Here is a 14,192-nt window from a genome sequence, read left to right on the forward strand (position 1 = left end):
TCACTTTCTGCAACAAATATTATTGTAATACCTTTTCTTCGGCCAAGGTTTCTTCCGGTACAATGGTTTTACCGGCCAGGGCCAGTTCGTGGCGCACCGGGTCAAACTCGTTTTCGCTTTTGGCTATAACAATGGTAGCTACCCCATTGCCAATTAAATTCGTAATAGCCCGCGCTTCCGACATAAACCGATCTACGCCCAGCAGTAAAGCCATACCTTCTACCGGAATAACTTTTAATGCCCCTAAGGTAGAGGCCAACACAATAAATCCGCCCCCGGTTACAGCCGCTGCACCTTTAGAGGTAACCATTAAAATACCAATAATGGTTAACTCCTGCGTTAAACTTAAATCAATAGCAAATACCTGCGCCAGAAATATTACCGCCATCGATAAATAAATGGTAGTACCATCTAAGTTAAACGAATAGCCCGTAGGAATAACCAGGCCCACCACCGATTTTGAGCAGCCAAAGCGCTCTAGTTTGCGCATAATCTGGGGCAACACCGACTCAGAAGAAGAAGTGCCCAGTACAATCAGGATTTCTTCTTTAATAAACTTTAAATATCGCCACAAACTAAAACCGTAAAAGCGGCAAATAAGGTTAAGCACCACAAAAATAAACAGGAACATGGTGGCATAAACACTAAGCATTAATTTACCCAACGGCAGCAAAGTGGCTAAGCCAAATTTACCAACACTATAGGCCATACCGCCAAAAGCCCCAATGGGCGCCAGCTTCATGACCATGCCCAGAATGTTAAAAAATATTTTCGATAACTTCTCGAACGTAGCGATAACCGAATGCCCGGCCGCTTCCATTTTAGACAAGCCTACGCCAAACAAAACCGAAAACAAAAGCACTTGTAAAATATCGCCTTTGGCAAAGGCCTCTACCACGTTAGAAGGTACAATGTGTACAAAAAAATCGACCCAGTTAATTTCCTGCGCGCCTTTCTCGTAATTAGAAATATCGCCTTTGGCTAAATTATTTACCGCCAAACCGGCGCCGGGCTTGGCCAGGTTTGCAATTACAATGCCTATAACCAAAGCAAACGTGGTTACTATCTCAAAATACAGCAAGGCTTTGCCCCCTACCCGACCCACTTTTTTAAGATTGCCCATGCTGCTAATACCCAGCACAATGGTTAGGAAAATAACCGGCGCAATAACCATTTTAATCAGGTTAATAAAAACATCGCCGATGGGTTTAAGCTGGGCCCCGGTGTCGGGGAAAAAAGCACCTACCAAAATACCCAAAACAATGGCTACAAGTACCCGGAAGGTAAGGTTTTGCGAAAGACGTTTCATTTATTTTTTTGTAATCTGCTGTTCGCCCGCAAGACTAAGAAGACAGTTATAATTGTGCCGGGCCCGGTTAAAACGAGTGCCTTTTCTATTATAATCCGATTATCTGCTTAAATGTCCTGGGAAAAGCGATGTAATAAGGGATATTTATTTTATTCCGCAAAATATTAATAGTTAATCTTACCACCAAAGATTATTCTAATAACCAGCATAAATGAATTTGCCCGTTAGAAATTTTTAAGCCTGCGGCTAAATTATCTTTAACATAAAATCTGGCTTATGTTTACCCGCTTTTTGTAAAAGCTTTACAGCAGCCTGAAAACCGGTTCTGGTTTATTATATTTTGAGGGGTACATGCAACTAATGGACGTTTTTCTGGCTCTTTAAAGCGAGACCTAATTAAAACCACCATTAAAACTATGAAATCTTTTTTAAGCATTTTTATGCTTATGTTTTTGCTGGGCTACCCGGCCGCCTGGGCCCAGGATAGTACCCAGGTTACCTCCGCAGTAGTTAAAACAGACCCACCTTACCGTTTAGCCGTTGGTTTACAGTTAACCGGCATTGGCTTTGGTTTTCTTAACCCAAAAGGTTTTACGTTAAAGCATTTTGTTAAAGAAAATGTGGCTATCGAATACGTACTCACACCCGGTGGCCGCAATATTATCAGTTCGGGCTTATTGGTGCAAAAACATTTTCCGGTTGCCGATGCCGATAACCTGACCTGGTACCTGGGGGCTGGCGCCAACCTGGATGTGTACCGTTACCAGCCGATAACCAACCTGCCCGAGCCGGCCAAAGAAAAAGTGACAACCACTACTACTTTTCTGGGTACGCTGGGCGCCGAGTATTTTTTCCCAAAGGCACCTTTTACCTTATCTGCCGATATTAAAACCGGTATTTGGGGCTTTAGTGGTTATGGTTTAGCTAACCGGTACAATAATATTTACGGCCTCCGGCCCAATTTATCTTTCCGGTATATTTTCTGATTTACCTGTTGTACTGCTGGCGCAGTAACCGCACCACATCCAAAGCATCGTCCAAGGCATCGTGTGTAACCGTAGTATCGGTAAAGCCGGCACGTTTTTTACATTCTTCCAAAGAAGGCATTCTTTCGTCTTCTTTAAAGTTCAGGTAAAAAATGGCCGGATCTAATATTTGCTGGCTAAGCCGGATGTGGTCGCGCCAATGGGGCAGGCATTTGAGAAAAGCCAAATCAAAGGCTGCAAAATTTTTTCCGGCTGCAATCAGTCGCACATACTCTTTTCCCTCGTCGGGCTCAAAGCCATTATTAACCAGAAAATCTTTAAACTGTGCGGCCAGTTCGTGGGCTTCGCAAATGGTAGCGGCACCTGTAGGCTGTACCAACTCCTGAAAAATACGAGCATTCAGGTTTAAGGCAAAAGCCTGCCCGTGGTACTCGGGGTGTTTCACAATGCGTTTAAACCGGGGCAGATTTTCGAGCTCCGTGGTTTTATTCGTATTTTCTATTACGGCACCAAACTCAATTATTTGGTGGCGGTTGGGGTTGGTACCCGTTGTTTCTAAGTCGATGGATACGTAGCGCATGCTTTTTATACTGACCTGCGCCTATTTTGGATGTGCTTGTTATTATATAAGTTAGTGGTCCGTTTTATGTTGTAAGCAATACGATTTTATAATATTGATTTTCAATCATTAATAAAATAAACCTGCCATGTAGTTTTTATTATTTTACATAAATATTTTAACCCTGAACTATAGCAGCGGCTACCCTGCCTTTACTTACCTCCCAGCCCAGGTAAATTCCGGAGAAAACCAGGAGAGGCAAATATTTTAAATAATATTTTTTATCTTGGGGCTCACTAATGCCACTACTATGAGATTGCTCCAAAACAACCTAATATTCTGTTGCCTGGCCGCCATCTTTCTTGCTACGGGTTGTGCGCAACAACAATTTCCGGCTACCGGTAACGCGGGCCATCAAACATCTGCCGCCAGTACAACCAATACCACCCCGGTAGCCACCCGCACCTACCTCGAAGGCAAATGGGAATACACCATGAGCAGCCCGGAGCAGGAACCTTTTTCGGGAGTAATATCGGTGCAACGGGGCGGATCTGCTGGTTATTCGGGCTGGATTTCGGTTAGCAATATTAACTACGAAGCCCAAACCGCCATTACCAAAGCCGAACTACAAGGCGAAAATTTTATTTATGCCGGCGAAGTTAAAACCTTACAAGGCAGTTTTCCTTTTGAACTGAAAGGCACCATTAAAGGCGATAAAATGGAAGGCCAAAACAAAGTACAAACGCAAAACGGCCCCGTGGTATTTAAAGTAATTGCCACCCGGCGATAAAATTTAAACAAAAAGAATACAAGTAATATATTCCCGTTTTCACGTTTTCTGACCAGTTAGGTCTAATTTCAAGAACAAATCACGTGCAACTAATAAGGTCGAAAATAATTGGAACACTAAAAATTGAGACGATGATGGCAGGGAATCTCGCTGTCATTAACGACATCAAGAATGCCCCGAATAAAATAATCATTCCCTGCCGCTCGATTGAGCATGGAGAGGAAATCATCAGCAAAATCAAATCATCTAAGCCTGGGGAAAAGCTTTTCCTTTAGATTAGATGCAATGCGTGCAGTCCGACTTCGGAAAAGCTTTTTGGCCGGTTTTTCTGAAATCAGAGTAAAAACAGACAAACAGAAAAGGAAGAATTAATCTTCGGTAAGCTGTTTTCGGGCTATTTCCCACAAAACAGGTTAAAAACAAAAAGAAGACGCGCGGTTACAGAAAAGAAAAACTAGACCTAACAACGTGTAAACCTCACCTCGGCCGACGGCCTTCGGCGTCGTTTACACAAGTACGTTGGGCCACATTTGTAAGATATGTTTAGTCAGAAAAACTTTAATCATAACTTTCTTAAGAGGTTAGAGCCCTTCTTTCTTGAAAATGGCTATAAGCTTGTAATATCGAAAAATGAGTTTGTAAAAAGGGAAAAAGAAAGAGAATTATCGGTTAAAGTTTTTTCTACCTTATGGAGCTATAATTATTCCCTCCACATAAGCTTGGGATTGAAGTTTTTAGAAGCAGAGAAAATTCACAAAGGTTTTCTGAAGCAAAATCCTAATATGAGTAAAGCTTATATGGGGGTTGGTGGAGAAATAGGTGACATTATCTACAACGAAGGGGAATTTTTAGAAAAAAGGAAATCCTTAGAAGGCCTGGAGATAGAAAAGGAGTCCGATATTGAGAAGGCAGAGCAAAAAACCAAAAAAATTTACTTTTCGGAAATTGAGCCTTTCTTCATGAAGTACGGTGATGTACGCTATACGGAGGAGGTATTGAATACTTTTACTGATAAAACTCCGAAGATTTGCAAAAATCCACACTTTAGGATGAGGCTAGGGTTGGTTCTTGCTAAACTTACTAAAAGGGAAAGCTATGAATGGTTGGAGAGGGAATATTTGACCATGAACGGTGGAGGTGATATGAATGAAACCTTGCAGGCTGAGTTTGTCGACTTTGTGAGCTTTTTGAGAAACAAATAAAACGAGGCCCAACAATACCTATAGTGCATAAACGCACCATAGCCTAGCCCGTAATTTCCAGTACGCTGGGTAAAAATCCGGCACGTATTTGTCTAAAACTAAGTCTGCGTAATTGCGGCTTTAAAAGCGCGTTTGCTGAAAAATCTGGAAAGCACCATTGCATTTTAAACTATTTGCTAACTTGCTCCCGAATCTGAAAAAACAGTAAACCAAGATCCATAATACTTTTTACCCGTTTATGGCTTACGCTACCTGCATTTCAAAATTTAAATTTAATGGAGAATGTGATTGTTTTTGGCGCTTCGGGCCAGTTGGGGCAATGCTTGCAAGTGGCGGCCCGCGAAAAAAACGTAAAAAATATTTATTTCTTACCCAAGGCCGAAGCTAATATTCTGGATTACGAAACGCTGAGCCAGACGTTTGCGGCTTATCAACCCCAATATTGTATAAATTGTGCGGCGTACACCGCCGTAGACAAAGCCGAAGACGAACCGGAGATTGCCCGGCAAATTAACCGCGATGGCGTAGAAAACCTGGGTAAATTATGCCGGGAGTATAATACCGTTTTGGTACACGTTTCTACTGATTTTGTATTTGCTGGCACCGGTTATTTGCCGCTTACCGAAACCGATGAAACTAACCCAATTAATATTTACGGAAAATCTAAACTGGCCGGCGAACAAATAATTGCCGATATTATACCTAACTACTTTATCATTCGGACCAGTTGGCTTTACTCTGAGTTTGGCAACAACTTTGTAAAAACCATGCTGCGGCTGGGTAAAGAAAAAGAAGAACTTAGAATAATCTGGGACCAGGTGGGTACACCTACTTACGCCATGGATTTGGCCGTTTGTATCCTAACCATTATAGAAACCAACAGCCAGGAATTTGGCCTTTACCACTACAGCAACGAAGGGCTTACCTCCTGGTACGATTTTGCCAAAAGTATTTTTAACCTGAGCCAAACGCAGGTAAAAGCCATACCGGTACGCACCGCCGAATACATAACCCGGGCCGTGCGCCCCACTTACTCGGTTATGGACAAAGCCAAAATCAAGCAAAACCTACAGATAGAAATACCGCATTGGCAAGATAGTTTAGCACGGTGCCTGCAAAAACTAAAAGAAAATTAATTTGTAGAAAAACCAGTTAACGGCTCTCTTAAATATTTTAGGGATTAAACAATTGTTCATTTAAAACTTATTTAGAGCAAATCTCTAAAAGCGGCAAAAGGCACATTGCGCCATAAACGATTTTATCATTACCCGTTGATTTTGCTGCTTATTTGCTGGCCAGAAAAGCAATTACAAAGGACTGCGAGTTACCTTTTCCAAAACACGTAACAGGTTCTTATTAAGCTAAACCCAGCTAAAAATTTTTATTCTTAGCTGGGTTTAGAAATATTGCCGGTCAGTCAAATATTAAGTTACAAATGCCTGGCTTAATCAATTTTTATAAACCGGATGTGGTCTAGCCAAGCTTGGTTTATTTCGCCGTGCATATTTTGGGTATGCGGCAGGTATGCTACCGAGAACAAGGTGTTTCCTTTTTCTAAATACGTAATTACGGCGTTACTATAACCCCAATCGTCCCAGTTATCGGCCCCGCGCTGGGGCATTACCAAGGTGCCAATTAATTTATCGCCTTTGCGTAAAGCCCGGAAAGCACATTTATTATCGGTTTCGATGGGGCCGTTGCCGTTGGCGTATTTTACATCAATGGCATAGGTGCCGGTTTCGGGAATGGCGGCATGCACCAATAGCACCGTATTTTGCTGCCGATTTATTTCTATATACCCTTGCGCGTTTACTTCACCAATTTTATACACCAAAGTATTGGTGGACGTTATAATAACCGGTTCACTGGCAAAAGATTCTTGACCGGCTGCATCTATGGCTATTACCTGGTATTGGGCATAATTTTGTGCGGCTTTAAAATTGAAATAAGTAGCCGTGGTATAGCCCAATGGCTGGCCATTTTTTAGTACCTGGTAGCTTACCGCGTGGTCGACGGGTGCCCAATGAATACCCGATTCGGTGAGGTTTACTGTGGGCGTTTGCGGGGTAATGCATTCGTCTACCTGCGTAAAAGAATCTACAGCTTCTGGTTCATCGGCTAATTTAATTTTTATTTCCTGCGGGCCAATTAAATCTGGGGGTACAATCGCGTCTGGGAATGCTTGTCCGTTTAAAGTAAAAGATTCTATTCGGCTACCTTTTCCTTCGAGGTAAATATGCAGGTTAGCCTGGCGATATTTAAAATCGGTCAGGCAGTGGGCTCTGGCAAAAGCCGGGGGCACGTAGGGCTGAAAAATTAAGCCGGCGGGCGTAAAGTGCAGGCCAAAAAATATTTTGTACACCAGGCTTAAACTACCCGCCAGGCTCCACAACATATTATCTGAATTAACCTGGGTACCACCGTAATCGCCGGTAGCCGCCACAAAGTTTTCTTTATTCGTTAAAAACAAGGCGGCTGCCCGGTACTGGGCACTGATAGCAGCGGTGAGAGCAGCCTGGTTGGTACTGATAGCGGCGGCCCAAGTCCAATAACCTTGTACAAATGGCCAAACAGCTTTGTTGTGGTACGGCAATATTTGTGGTATCTGCGGAAAAATACAACTAATGCCGTAGTGCCCCACGGGCGTATGTAGCACTATCCTTTGCCTTTGTTCGGCATCGGCAATTCCAAATAAAACGCACAAAGCTTCCCCCAGGGCATCGGCCCGCGGCGAAAGTATTTTATAATGACGGCCGTAGCGGTACTGCCCGTAATAACCGGCTTCGGGTTGCCACAAATATTTATTTATACCGGCCTTAATATTCTGAGCTATTTGCGCGTATTTGGCGGCAGCTGTCGGTTCGTTTAAAATCTGGGCCATTTGGCTTAAAACCGAGTTGGCCTGGTAATGCACGGCGTTGGTACCTAAACATTCCGATTCAAAAATATCGGCCGGTTGCATCCAGGCGGGGTAGGTTTGCTCGCGCCAATCTAAAAACGAAGATTCGCCGCAAACTAAGCCGGTCTGGTGGTCGTAAACGTTTAAATAATCGTCTTCTAAAGATTGCCGGATAATGCTGTACGCCTGGCATAGCCAATCCCGATCGCCGGTTACAACAAATATTTCCCAGGCCGCAACGGCCCAAATCTGCCGGTCGGTAGATATCGGGTAAGCGCCGCCGGTACCGGTATCCTGCACAATGCGGCCTCGCTTTACTTTCTTTAACAAACTATTTTGCGAAACGGCCGGTGCCACAGCCGCCAACGCCAAAATAATGCTGTAACTAATATCACGGGTCCAGACACCCGCCCACTCCTTGCCGGTCCGGAAAGTATTATCGGGTTCTATCGCTTGCACCAATTCTTCCAGCGACAGGTTATACAGTGCATCAGCCAAAGGCAAACCCGATTGGTAACCCGGATAATTACAAATATCTTTACTTAATCTCCAGCGCGACCAGGGATCGTTTTCGTTGGGCCGGTGGGGGTTCAGGATTAAAGTAATTTCGTAAATACCGGTGCCGGTTATATCTTTTAATTCTAAATCTGGCCGCAAAGCTAAATCGGCAAAATTCCAGGTTAAAGGGGCGGCACTACCCGCTACAAAAACGCCTTTAAAATCGGTTGCCTGTATTTGCTGGTTGTGGTAGGTAGTATAAAACCCCTGGTTATTAAACGCGGCCAGTACTTCCCGTAAATCCAACCGAATTTTAAAAGGCGTGTTGGGCGCCAGAAACACATTATCGGGCAAAGGTTGGTGGTCGGTGAACTGGTGGCCAAATTTAATAAGGGGTGTTTCGCAGGCAATTCCCATTCCGGTACAATAAATAGAATGGTTCTGGCCGTATTCCATTTCATTGTCGTGCCCATTCAGGCTAAATTTAAAGAAAATATGCGGGGCTAAATATTTATGCGTTAAGCTTTCGTAGTTAGAAATTATTTCGGTGGCCGATAATGCCTGGGCAATATAATTTTCTTGCCGGACACTATCGGGCGTAATGGTATAATGTTCGGTTTTATAAACAGGGTTTAATGTTGTTTGCGGTTCCCTTTTAACCATTCAAATTTGTGTTTAAACCAATCTAACTCAAAACGTAGGCTAATGTTAAAATAAAAATATTTATATCTGCTAGTGGCAAAACGCTCGCCCTCTATAAATATTTGCCTTACACCAACTCTACGGTTAATAATTAATTATACGGCCAAACTAAACACGGTAAAGTCAAAAAAGAAATAATTAGCTAAAAGAAGGATTAAATCCGTTTATATACCGTAAGGCGTAAAATTTAAATACTTAGCCTTACGGCTGTAAATAGTAACTTTTACCCGGTTCACTCCCTCACCTTTTTCGCTATAATTTTTCTTTATATTCCCTTAAGTGGCCTAAATAAATTATTCAATTACATCCAATTAATTTTAAAATAATGACTGCTACAGCCTAAAACAGCGTCAAACTTCTACCAAAAAGCAAATTAACACTGGCAAAGCACGTGCAGAAATATCGCAATATCGATAATTTTTATATATTTGAACAGCTAGTATTAGGGCAATAGGGCCAGCCAGTTCTAAACCTGAATCGTTCATGAAAATATTATTTATCGGCGATAGCATTTTCAAGGGCAGCCAGGGGGTAAATTTTCTGCGGTTTTTAGCATTTAAACACCCCCATTGGGAAATTGAAAATGCCGGCGTAAACGGCGAAACATTAAACCGCATTTCGGAAAGATTAAAACAAAAACTCGCCGAAAACAAGGCCTACCAATTTATTGTGCTGGGTGCCGGTTACAACGATATTTTACTGCCGGCCTTTCAGGAAAAAGGTTTTCTGTTCCGGAAAGCGCTACAGCACCTACTAAATAAAAATTACCAACCACAAAGTTCGGCGGTGGCTTTCGAAAAAAAACTCCGGGCTACCATTAAATTTATGCAGGCCAACTGCTCGGCCAGAATTGTTTTAACCACCTTGGGTTGCCTAAATGAAAACCTGGCATTTGAACTAAACAGAAAAAGAGAAGCTTACAATCAGGTTATCAGAAGATTGGCCCAGGAATACAATTGTGCTGTGGCCGATGTTGCGCCCAAGTTTGATAAAATATTGGGTAAACAACCTACCCGCGATTATTTCCTGAAAAGCTTCCTGAACACCGCCCTGCTGGATTTGGTACAATGTAAATATTTGCACCGGGCCGATAAATTGAGCCGCGAACGCCATTTGCGCCTAACCATAGACGGCGTACACCTGAATAGCCGCGGAGCCGAAATATTTATGAAAGAAATTGAAAAGCAACTTTTGGTAAAATAGCTTCTGCCAAATTAGGGTTATACTGGTTCTAATTAAGCCTTACAATCTTGCACTGGCTGCCTGTTTAGCCAGTGTACATAATTTATTCTAAATTTATTTTAAAGCTTTTGCAGCCTTCTGTAAACAAGGCAGTATACAGGCGTAATTACCAGTCTTACGTAAGGCTGTTTTATATTATTTAAAACTAATAATTATGGATGAATTTATGCAACTAGCCATTGCCGAAGCGCAGAAAAGCCGGCAGGAAGGCGGTATTCCGATTGGGTCGGTACTGGTACAAGCGGGCAAGGTGGTTGCCCAGGGGCACAATAAACGGGTACAAGAAAACAACCCAATACTGCACGGCGAAATGGATTGCCTGAACAATGCCGGCCGGATAGGCAGCTACCGGAACACAGTTATTTACTCTACTTTAATGCCGTGTTATATGTGTGCGGGTACCATTGTGCAGTTTAAAATTCCCAAATTAATAGTCGGCGAATCGCAGACTTTTAGTGGTGCGCGGGAGTTTATGGAAGCCCACGGCGTAGAAGTGATTGACTTAAACTTACCGGAATGTATTAAAATGATGCAAGATTTTATTCAGGAAAAACCAACGCTCTGGCACGAAGACATCATGGAATTGTAATAGAAATATATTTTTTACTGGGGAGTAACAAAATTTATAAAAGTATTTTATTGGGTTTAATTCACTATAATATATCTTTTTGTTAAATAAGCATTTACATGTGGCAGAGCAAGTAAATTCAGTTATTAAAAAACCGGTTGAACAGCTATTTTTGCTTAATAAATGGAATGTTGTAAGACCAAAATTCAGCTTATTTTTAATTTTAATACATTTTTTTTAAACATTAAAAATAAGTCCTACGTTTTCATAGGACATAAACTCATTTTAAAAGAAATTATAAAACTATGGACGCACAAGAATTAAAAAACAAAGCCGATAATTTTAACCCGGAACGTAAAGAAGGACCAGTGGCCGCTGCCATTGAAAAATATACCTCAAAACTTCCTTCTGACTTATTTTTATGGGCTGCTTTAGGTTCGATGGCTGTATCGGCCACGCTTAAAATCCTGAAAAAAGACGAAGAAGCTTTATTTGTAGGCCAGTGGCCAGCCCCATTCTTATTGCTGGGACTTTATAATAAATTAGTTAAAATGGAAGGCTACGAAAAAGATAAGTAATAGCTGATTCTATTGTTAAGCAAAAAAGGCTGCCTGTACGGGGCAGCCTTTTTTGCTTACTATTATTTTGCTCACACCCATTTACCTAATCCCGAAAACTTCTATAAAATTTAAATGAATGACCCACTTTTATTCATTACCTCAATCCGAACTAACTGGCCGATCAGGTATGGAAAAATTTAAATCTTATTGGCTGGCCCTTGTTTTTATAATGGGAGTAAGTACCGGCAATTTGCAAGCCCAGCAAACCGATACCCTTAAAAAATACCAGGACTCTTTGCTGGTGGCTAAACCCAAAGCACCTTTTTTTAAATCCAAAATCTTTAAAGCCACCATTGTACCGGCCGTTTTAATTGGCTATGGTGTAAGCACCATTAAAGACAACGGTTTTTATAGCAGCTATGATGCCCAGCGGGATATCAGAAAGGCGTTTCCTAATTTTAAAACCCGCGTAGACGATGCCTTGGTTTTTGCCCCGTTTGTAGAGCTGGCTGTGGTAAACTTACTCCAGATAAAATCTAACAACGATTTTTTAAATACGTCGCTCTTAATTTTAAAAGCCGAAGCGGTAAATGCCGTATTGGTGTTGGGTATTAAAAATACAGCTAACCAAATGCGCCCCAACGGCGAAAACAATTATTCTTTTCCGTCGGGGCATACGGCCCATGCTTTTTTAGCGGCTTCTATTTTGCATTCCGAACTGCGGCACAAGAGCCAGTGGTACGGTATTGGTGCCTATACCATTGCTACCGGTGTAGGCGCTTTGCGCATGTTAAATAATGCCCATTGGCAATCCGATGTGTTTGCCGGGGCGGGTATTGGTATTTTATCGGCCCACATGGCTTACCTGTCGCACCGCAACCGTTGGGGCCGTAAACCAACTTTTGTATTTACCCCTACTTATATTTTTGGGGCGCCGGGCGTAGCCATATCGCTCAACCTAAATAAAACTTACCAGAAATTACCCGCTAGTGAACGCAGCCTACCTGCTCATCCGCAGTTAGAATTTAAATAAGCAAGTAATGAGTTTTAAGTGATAAAATATTTAAAGCATTGTATCTTATAAAATTACCTTAATAAATAGTGTTAGATAATTTTTACTGGTACTTAAAATAAAACAACTAACCTCAATTTAAACAAACCGGCGCTTGGGTTTAGCTATAAAGTAAATACTTTTGACCTTCATAAAAAGCTTGCCCGTAAGTACCCGCAGTATTTACACCCAAATGGATAAAAAGGCCGGTAAACGCAAAAATGAACAATAGCCCCATGCACCTCCGTACCGTGCAGGTAACCCGCTACATAACGCCCCTGCGCGAAGGTGGCTCGTTGCCCGCCATTGTAGAAGCCGACGATGGTTTTATGTATGCCCTAAAATTCAGGGGCGCCGGCCAGGGCGTAAAAGCTTTAATTGCCGAATTAATTGCCGGTGAAATTGCGCGTACTTTAGGTTTAAAAATACCTGAGCTAGTTTTTGCGCAACTCGATGAAGCTTTTGGCCGCACCGAACCCGACGAAGAAATTCAGGATTTACTCCGGGCCAGCGAAGGCCTTAACCTGGCCTTGCATTATCTTTCGGGCGCCATTACCTTTGATGCCCTGGTAAATACCGTTGACGCCCGGCTGGCTTCGCAAATTGTATGGCTGGATTGCCTCATTACCAACGTAGACCGTACGCCCCGCAACACCAATATGCTTATGTGGCACAAAGAACTGTGGTTAATAGACCACGGCGCTTCTTTTTATTTTCATCATTCGGGTCAGGATCCTGCCGAACAGGCCAAGCGTCCGTTTGCCCAGATAAAAGATCACGTATTATTGCCTTTTGCCACCGAACTGGCGACCATAGATGCCGAATACCGGGCGGTACTCACCCCCGATAAAATTAGGGCTATAATTGCGCTAATACCGGATGATTGGCTACAAAACGAACCAACTTTTACCTCGCCCGAAGAGCAACGCCAGATGTATACCCGGTTCCTGGAGACCCGGATTGCCCATTCCCCCATATTTGTAGAAGGAGCGCAACATGCCAGAAAAGCACTTATTTGAATACGCCATAATCCGGGTGGTGCCCTGCGTAGAACGAGAAGAATTTATGAATGTAGGGGTAATATTATATTGTTCGGCGCAAGGCTTTTTGCAAACCCGTTTTCACCTGAACGAAAAGCGGCTGCAGGCATTTTCAGAAAAGCTGGATTTTGCGGAACTACAAACGCGTTTAGAGGCCTTTGCCAGAATTTGCGCCGGCCGGCGTGAGGGCGGTGTTATCGGGCAACTGCCTATTGCGGCGCGTTTCCGGTGGCTTACTGCTACCCGCAGCACTGTTGTACAAACATCGGCGGTGCACCCAGGCCTGCTTGCCCAACCCCAGGATACGTTAGATAGCTTGTTTAACCAGCTGGTTTTGTGAAAGCGTTCGGGCGTTTGTAAATACACCGAGGCTCTTAATTTTTATTCTATTTTAGAAGCATTTTCGCGGAACTGGTATTCTAAACTGGCTTGCTTTTCCAAACTATTTTGGATTTCGGTTTCCAGCGGATGGTGTTGCAATAAAGCGTATTTAGCCCAGAACGCCGGGTTGTGCTTAAATTTGGTAGCTTCCAGTTCTGTTGCCCAGGGCAATTGCCGGCTTTGCTTTACCGACCGGAATCTTTGGGTAAGTACGGTATCTATCCAGGCGGTATGTATGTTTACCTGGTAGGTTTTAGAATCCAGGTTTATTAACCGGGGAACCGTTACTTGCATAAAGGCAGGGTAATATTTGCCATTTATTTGGCGGTATTTTAAGTGTACCGTTTCCGTAACTTCTTCAAATAACGCGTTGGTTCTTTTAAATTCTACAATCGCATAATTGGT

The 14,192-nt window shown here is 42.7% G+C and carries 14 protein-coding genes; 10 read left to right on the top strand and 4 right to left on the bottom strand.

The features are described from left to right. Positions 1 to 19: 19 nt before the first annotated feature. Positions 20 to 1,309: a dicarboxylate/amino acid:cation symporter gene (locus ACO1R6_RS05930; RefSeq protein ID WP_486263027.1), complete on the bottom strand. Its 1,290-nt coding sequence runs from the start codon at positions 1,307 to 1,309 to the stop codon at positions 20 to 22. A 416-nt stretch (positions 1,310 to 1,725) separates the two neighbouring features. Here ACO1R6_RS05930 and ACO1R6_RS05935 point away from each other — a divergent pair, with 416 nt between their 5' ends. Next, positions 1,726 to 2,295: a hypothetical protein gene (locus tag ACO1R6_RS05935; RefSeq protein ID WP_486263028.1), complete on the top strand. Its 570-nt coding sequence runs from the start codon at positions 1,726 to 1,728 to the stop codon at positions 2,293 to 2,295. Position 2,296: 1 nt separating this feature from the next. Here the strand turns inward: ACO1R6_RS05935 and ACO1R6_RS05940 are convergent, their stop codons facing one another. Next, positions 2,297 to 2,875 (bottom strand): exonuclease domain-containing protein, encoded by a 579-nt coding sequence (locus ACO1R6_RS05940; RefSeq protein ID WP_486263030.1) that lies wholly within the window; start codon positions 2,873 to 2,875, stop codon positions 2,297 to 2,299. 289 nt (positions 2,876 to 3,164) lie between these two features. Between ACO1R6_RS05940 and ACO1R6_RS05945 the strand changes: the two genes are divergently transcribed. From ACO1R6_RS05945 to rfbD, 3 genes are all read left to right on the top strand, one after another. Further along, the gene (locus tag ACO1R6_RS05945; protein ID WP_486263032.1) at positions 3,165 to 3,644 is read left to right on the top strand and encodes a hypothetical protein; all 480 of its coding nucleotides are present in this window, start codon (positions 3,165 to 3,167) and stop codon (positions 3,642 to 3,644) included. 539 nt (positions 3,645 to 4,183) lie between these two features. Continuing rightward, positions 4,184 to 4,846, top strand: a complete 663-nt coding sequence (locus ACO1R6_RS05950) for a hypothetical protein (RefSeq protein ID WP_486263033.1) — start codon at positions 4,184 to 4,186, stop codon at positions 4,844 to 4,846. A 275-nt stretch (positions 4,847 to 5,121) separates the two neighbouring features. Further along, a complete protein-coding gene (rfbD, locus tag ACO1R6_RS05955) occupies positions 5,122 to 5,982 on the top strand; it encodes a dTDP-4-dehydrorhamnose reductase (protein WP_486263035.1) in 861 nt (286 codons plus the stop codon). A gap of 308 nt (positions 5,983 to 6,290) precedes the next feature. Here rfbD and ACO1R6_RS05960 read toward each other — a convergent pair whose 3' ends face one another. Next, positions 6,291 to 8,906 carry an alpha-L-rhamnosidase-related protein gene (locus ACO1R6_RS05960; RefSeq protein ID WP_486263037.1) on the bottom strand — a complete coding sequence of 872 codons (2,616 nt, stop codon included), beginning with the start codon at positions 8,904 to 8,906 and terminating at the stop codon, positions 6,291 to 6,293. 522 nt (positions 8,907 to 9,428) lie between these two features. Between ACO1R6_RS05960 and ACO1R6_RS05965 the strand changes: the two genes are divergently transcribed. From ACO1R6_RS05965 to ACO1R6_RS05990, 6 genes are all read left to right on the top strand, one after another. Continuing rightward, positions 9,429 to 10,148: an SGNH/GDSL hydrolase family protein gene (locus ACO1R6_RS05965; protein ID WP_486263038.1), complete on the top strand. Its 720-nt coding sequence runs from the start codon at positions 9,429 to 9,431 to the stop codon at positions 10,146 to 10,148. A gap of 193 nt (positions 10,149 to 10,341) precedes the next feature. Then, positions 10,342 to 10,776: a nucleoside deaminase gene (locus ACO1R6_RS05970; RefSeq protein ID WP_486263040.1), complete on the top strand. Its 435-nt coding sequence runs from the start codon at positions 10,342 to 10,344 to the stop codon at positions 10,774 to 10,776. Positions 10,777 to 11,060: 284 nt separating this feature from the next. Continuing rightward, on the top strand, positions 11,061 to 11,333 hold the full coding sequence (locus ACO1R6_RS05975; protein ID WP_486263041.1) for a hypothetical protein: 273 nt from the start codon (positions 11,061 to 11,063) through the stop codon (positions 11,331 to 11,333). Positions 11,334 to 11,502: 169 nt separating this feature from the next. After that, positions 11,503 to 12,348: a phosphatase PAP2 family protein gene (locus ACO1R6_RS05980; protein WP_486263043.1), complete on the top strand. Its 846-nt coding sequence runs from the start codon at positions 11,503 to 11,505 to the stop codon at positions 12,346 to 12,348. A 254-nt stretch (positions 12,349 to 12,602) separates the two neighbouring features. After that, positions 12,603 to 13,385, top strand: coding sequence for a HipA family kinase (locus tag ACO1R6_RS05985; RefSeq protein WP_486263045.1), 783 nt, complete (start codon positions 12,603 to 12,605; stop codon positions 13,383 to 13,385). After that, a complete protein-coding gene (locus ACO1R6_RS05990; RefSeq protein ID WP_486263046.1) occupies positions 13,363 to 13,746 on the top strand; it encodes a DUF3037 domain-containing protein in 384 nt (127 codons plus the stop codon). Before ACO1R6_RS05985 ends, ACO1R6_RS05990 begins: the two co-directional genes overlap by 23 nt. 41 nt (positions 13,747 to 13,787) lie before the next feature. Here ACO1R6_RS05990 and ACO1R6_RS05995 read toward each other — a convergent pair whose 3' ends face one another. Further along, on the bottom strand, positions 13,788 to 14,081 hold the full coding sequence (locus ACO1R6_RS05995) for a hypothetical protein (protein WP_486263048.1): 294 nt from the start codon (positions 14,079 to 14,081) through the stop codon (positions 13,788 to 13,790). Positions 14,082 to 14,192 lie beyond the last annotated feature (111 nt).

The organism is Adhaeribacter sp. (genome assembly GCF_057359045.1).

Bases quoted from the DNA above. Each gene is read 5' to 3' on its own strand.
- ACO1R6_RS05980 (WP_486263043.1), top strand. From the start codon at position 11,503: ATGGAAAAATTTAAATCTTATTGGCTGGCCCTTGTTTTTATAATGGGA.
- rfbD (WP_486263035.1), top strand. From the start codon at position 5,122: ATGGAGAATGTGATTGTTTTTGGCGCTTCGGGCCAGTTGGGGCAATGC.
- ACO1R6_RS05975 (WP_486263041.1), top strand. From the start codon at position 11,061: ATGGACGCACAAGAATTAAAAAACAAAGCCGATAATTTTAACCCGGAA.
- ACO1R6_RS05935 (WP_486263028.1), top strand. From the start codon at position 1,726: ATGAAATCTTTTTTAAGCATTTTTATGCTTATGTTTTTGCTGGGCTAC.
- ACO1R6_RS05950 (WP_486263033.1), top strand. From the start codon at position 4,184: ATGTTTAGTCAGAAAAACTTTAATCATAACTTTCTTAAGAGGTTAGAG.
- ACO1R6_RS05930 (WP_486263027.1), bottom strand. From the start codon at position 1,309: ATGAAACGTCTTTCGCAAAACCTTACCTTCCGGGTACTTGTAGCCATT.
- ACO1R6_RS05945 (WP_486263032.1), top strand. From the start codon at position 3,165: ATGAGATTGCTCCAAAACAACCTAATATTCTGTTGCCTGGCCGCCATC.
- ACO1R6_RS05960 (WP_486263037.1), bottom strand. From the start codon at position 8,906: ATGGTTAAAAGGGAACCGCAAACAACATTAAACCCTGTTTATAAAACC.
- ACO1R6_RS05985 (WP_486263045.1), top strand. From the start codon at position 12,603: ATGCACCTCCGTACCGTGCAGGTAACCCGCTACATAACGCCCCTGCGC.
- ACO1R6_RS05995 (WP_486263048.1), bottom strand. From the start codon at position 14,081: ATGCAAGTAACGGTTCCCCGGTTAATAAACCTGGATTCTAAAACCTAC.
- ACO1R6_RS05965 (WP_486263038.1), top strand. From the start codon at position 9,429: ATGAAAATATTATTTATCGGCGATAGCATTTTCAAGGGCAGCCAGGGG.
- ACO1R6_RS05970 (WP_486263040.1), top strand. From the start codon at position 10,342: ATGGATGAATTTATGCAACTAGCCATTGCCGAAGCGCAGAAAAGCCGG.
- ACO1R6_RS05940 (WP_486263030.1), bottom strand. From the start codon at position 2,875: ATGCGCTACGTATCCATCGACTTAGAAACAACGGGTACCAACCCCAAC.
- ACO1R6_RS05990 (WP_486263046.1), top strand. From the start codon at position 13,363: ATGCCAGAAAAGCACTTATTTGAATACGCCATAATCCGGGTGGTGCCC.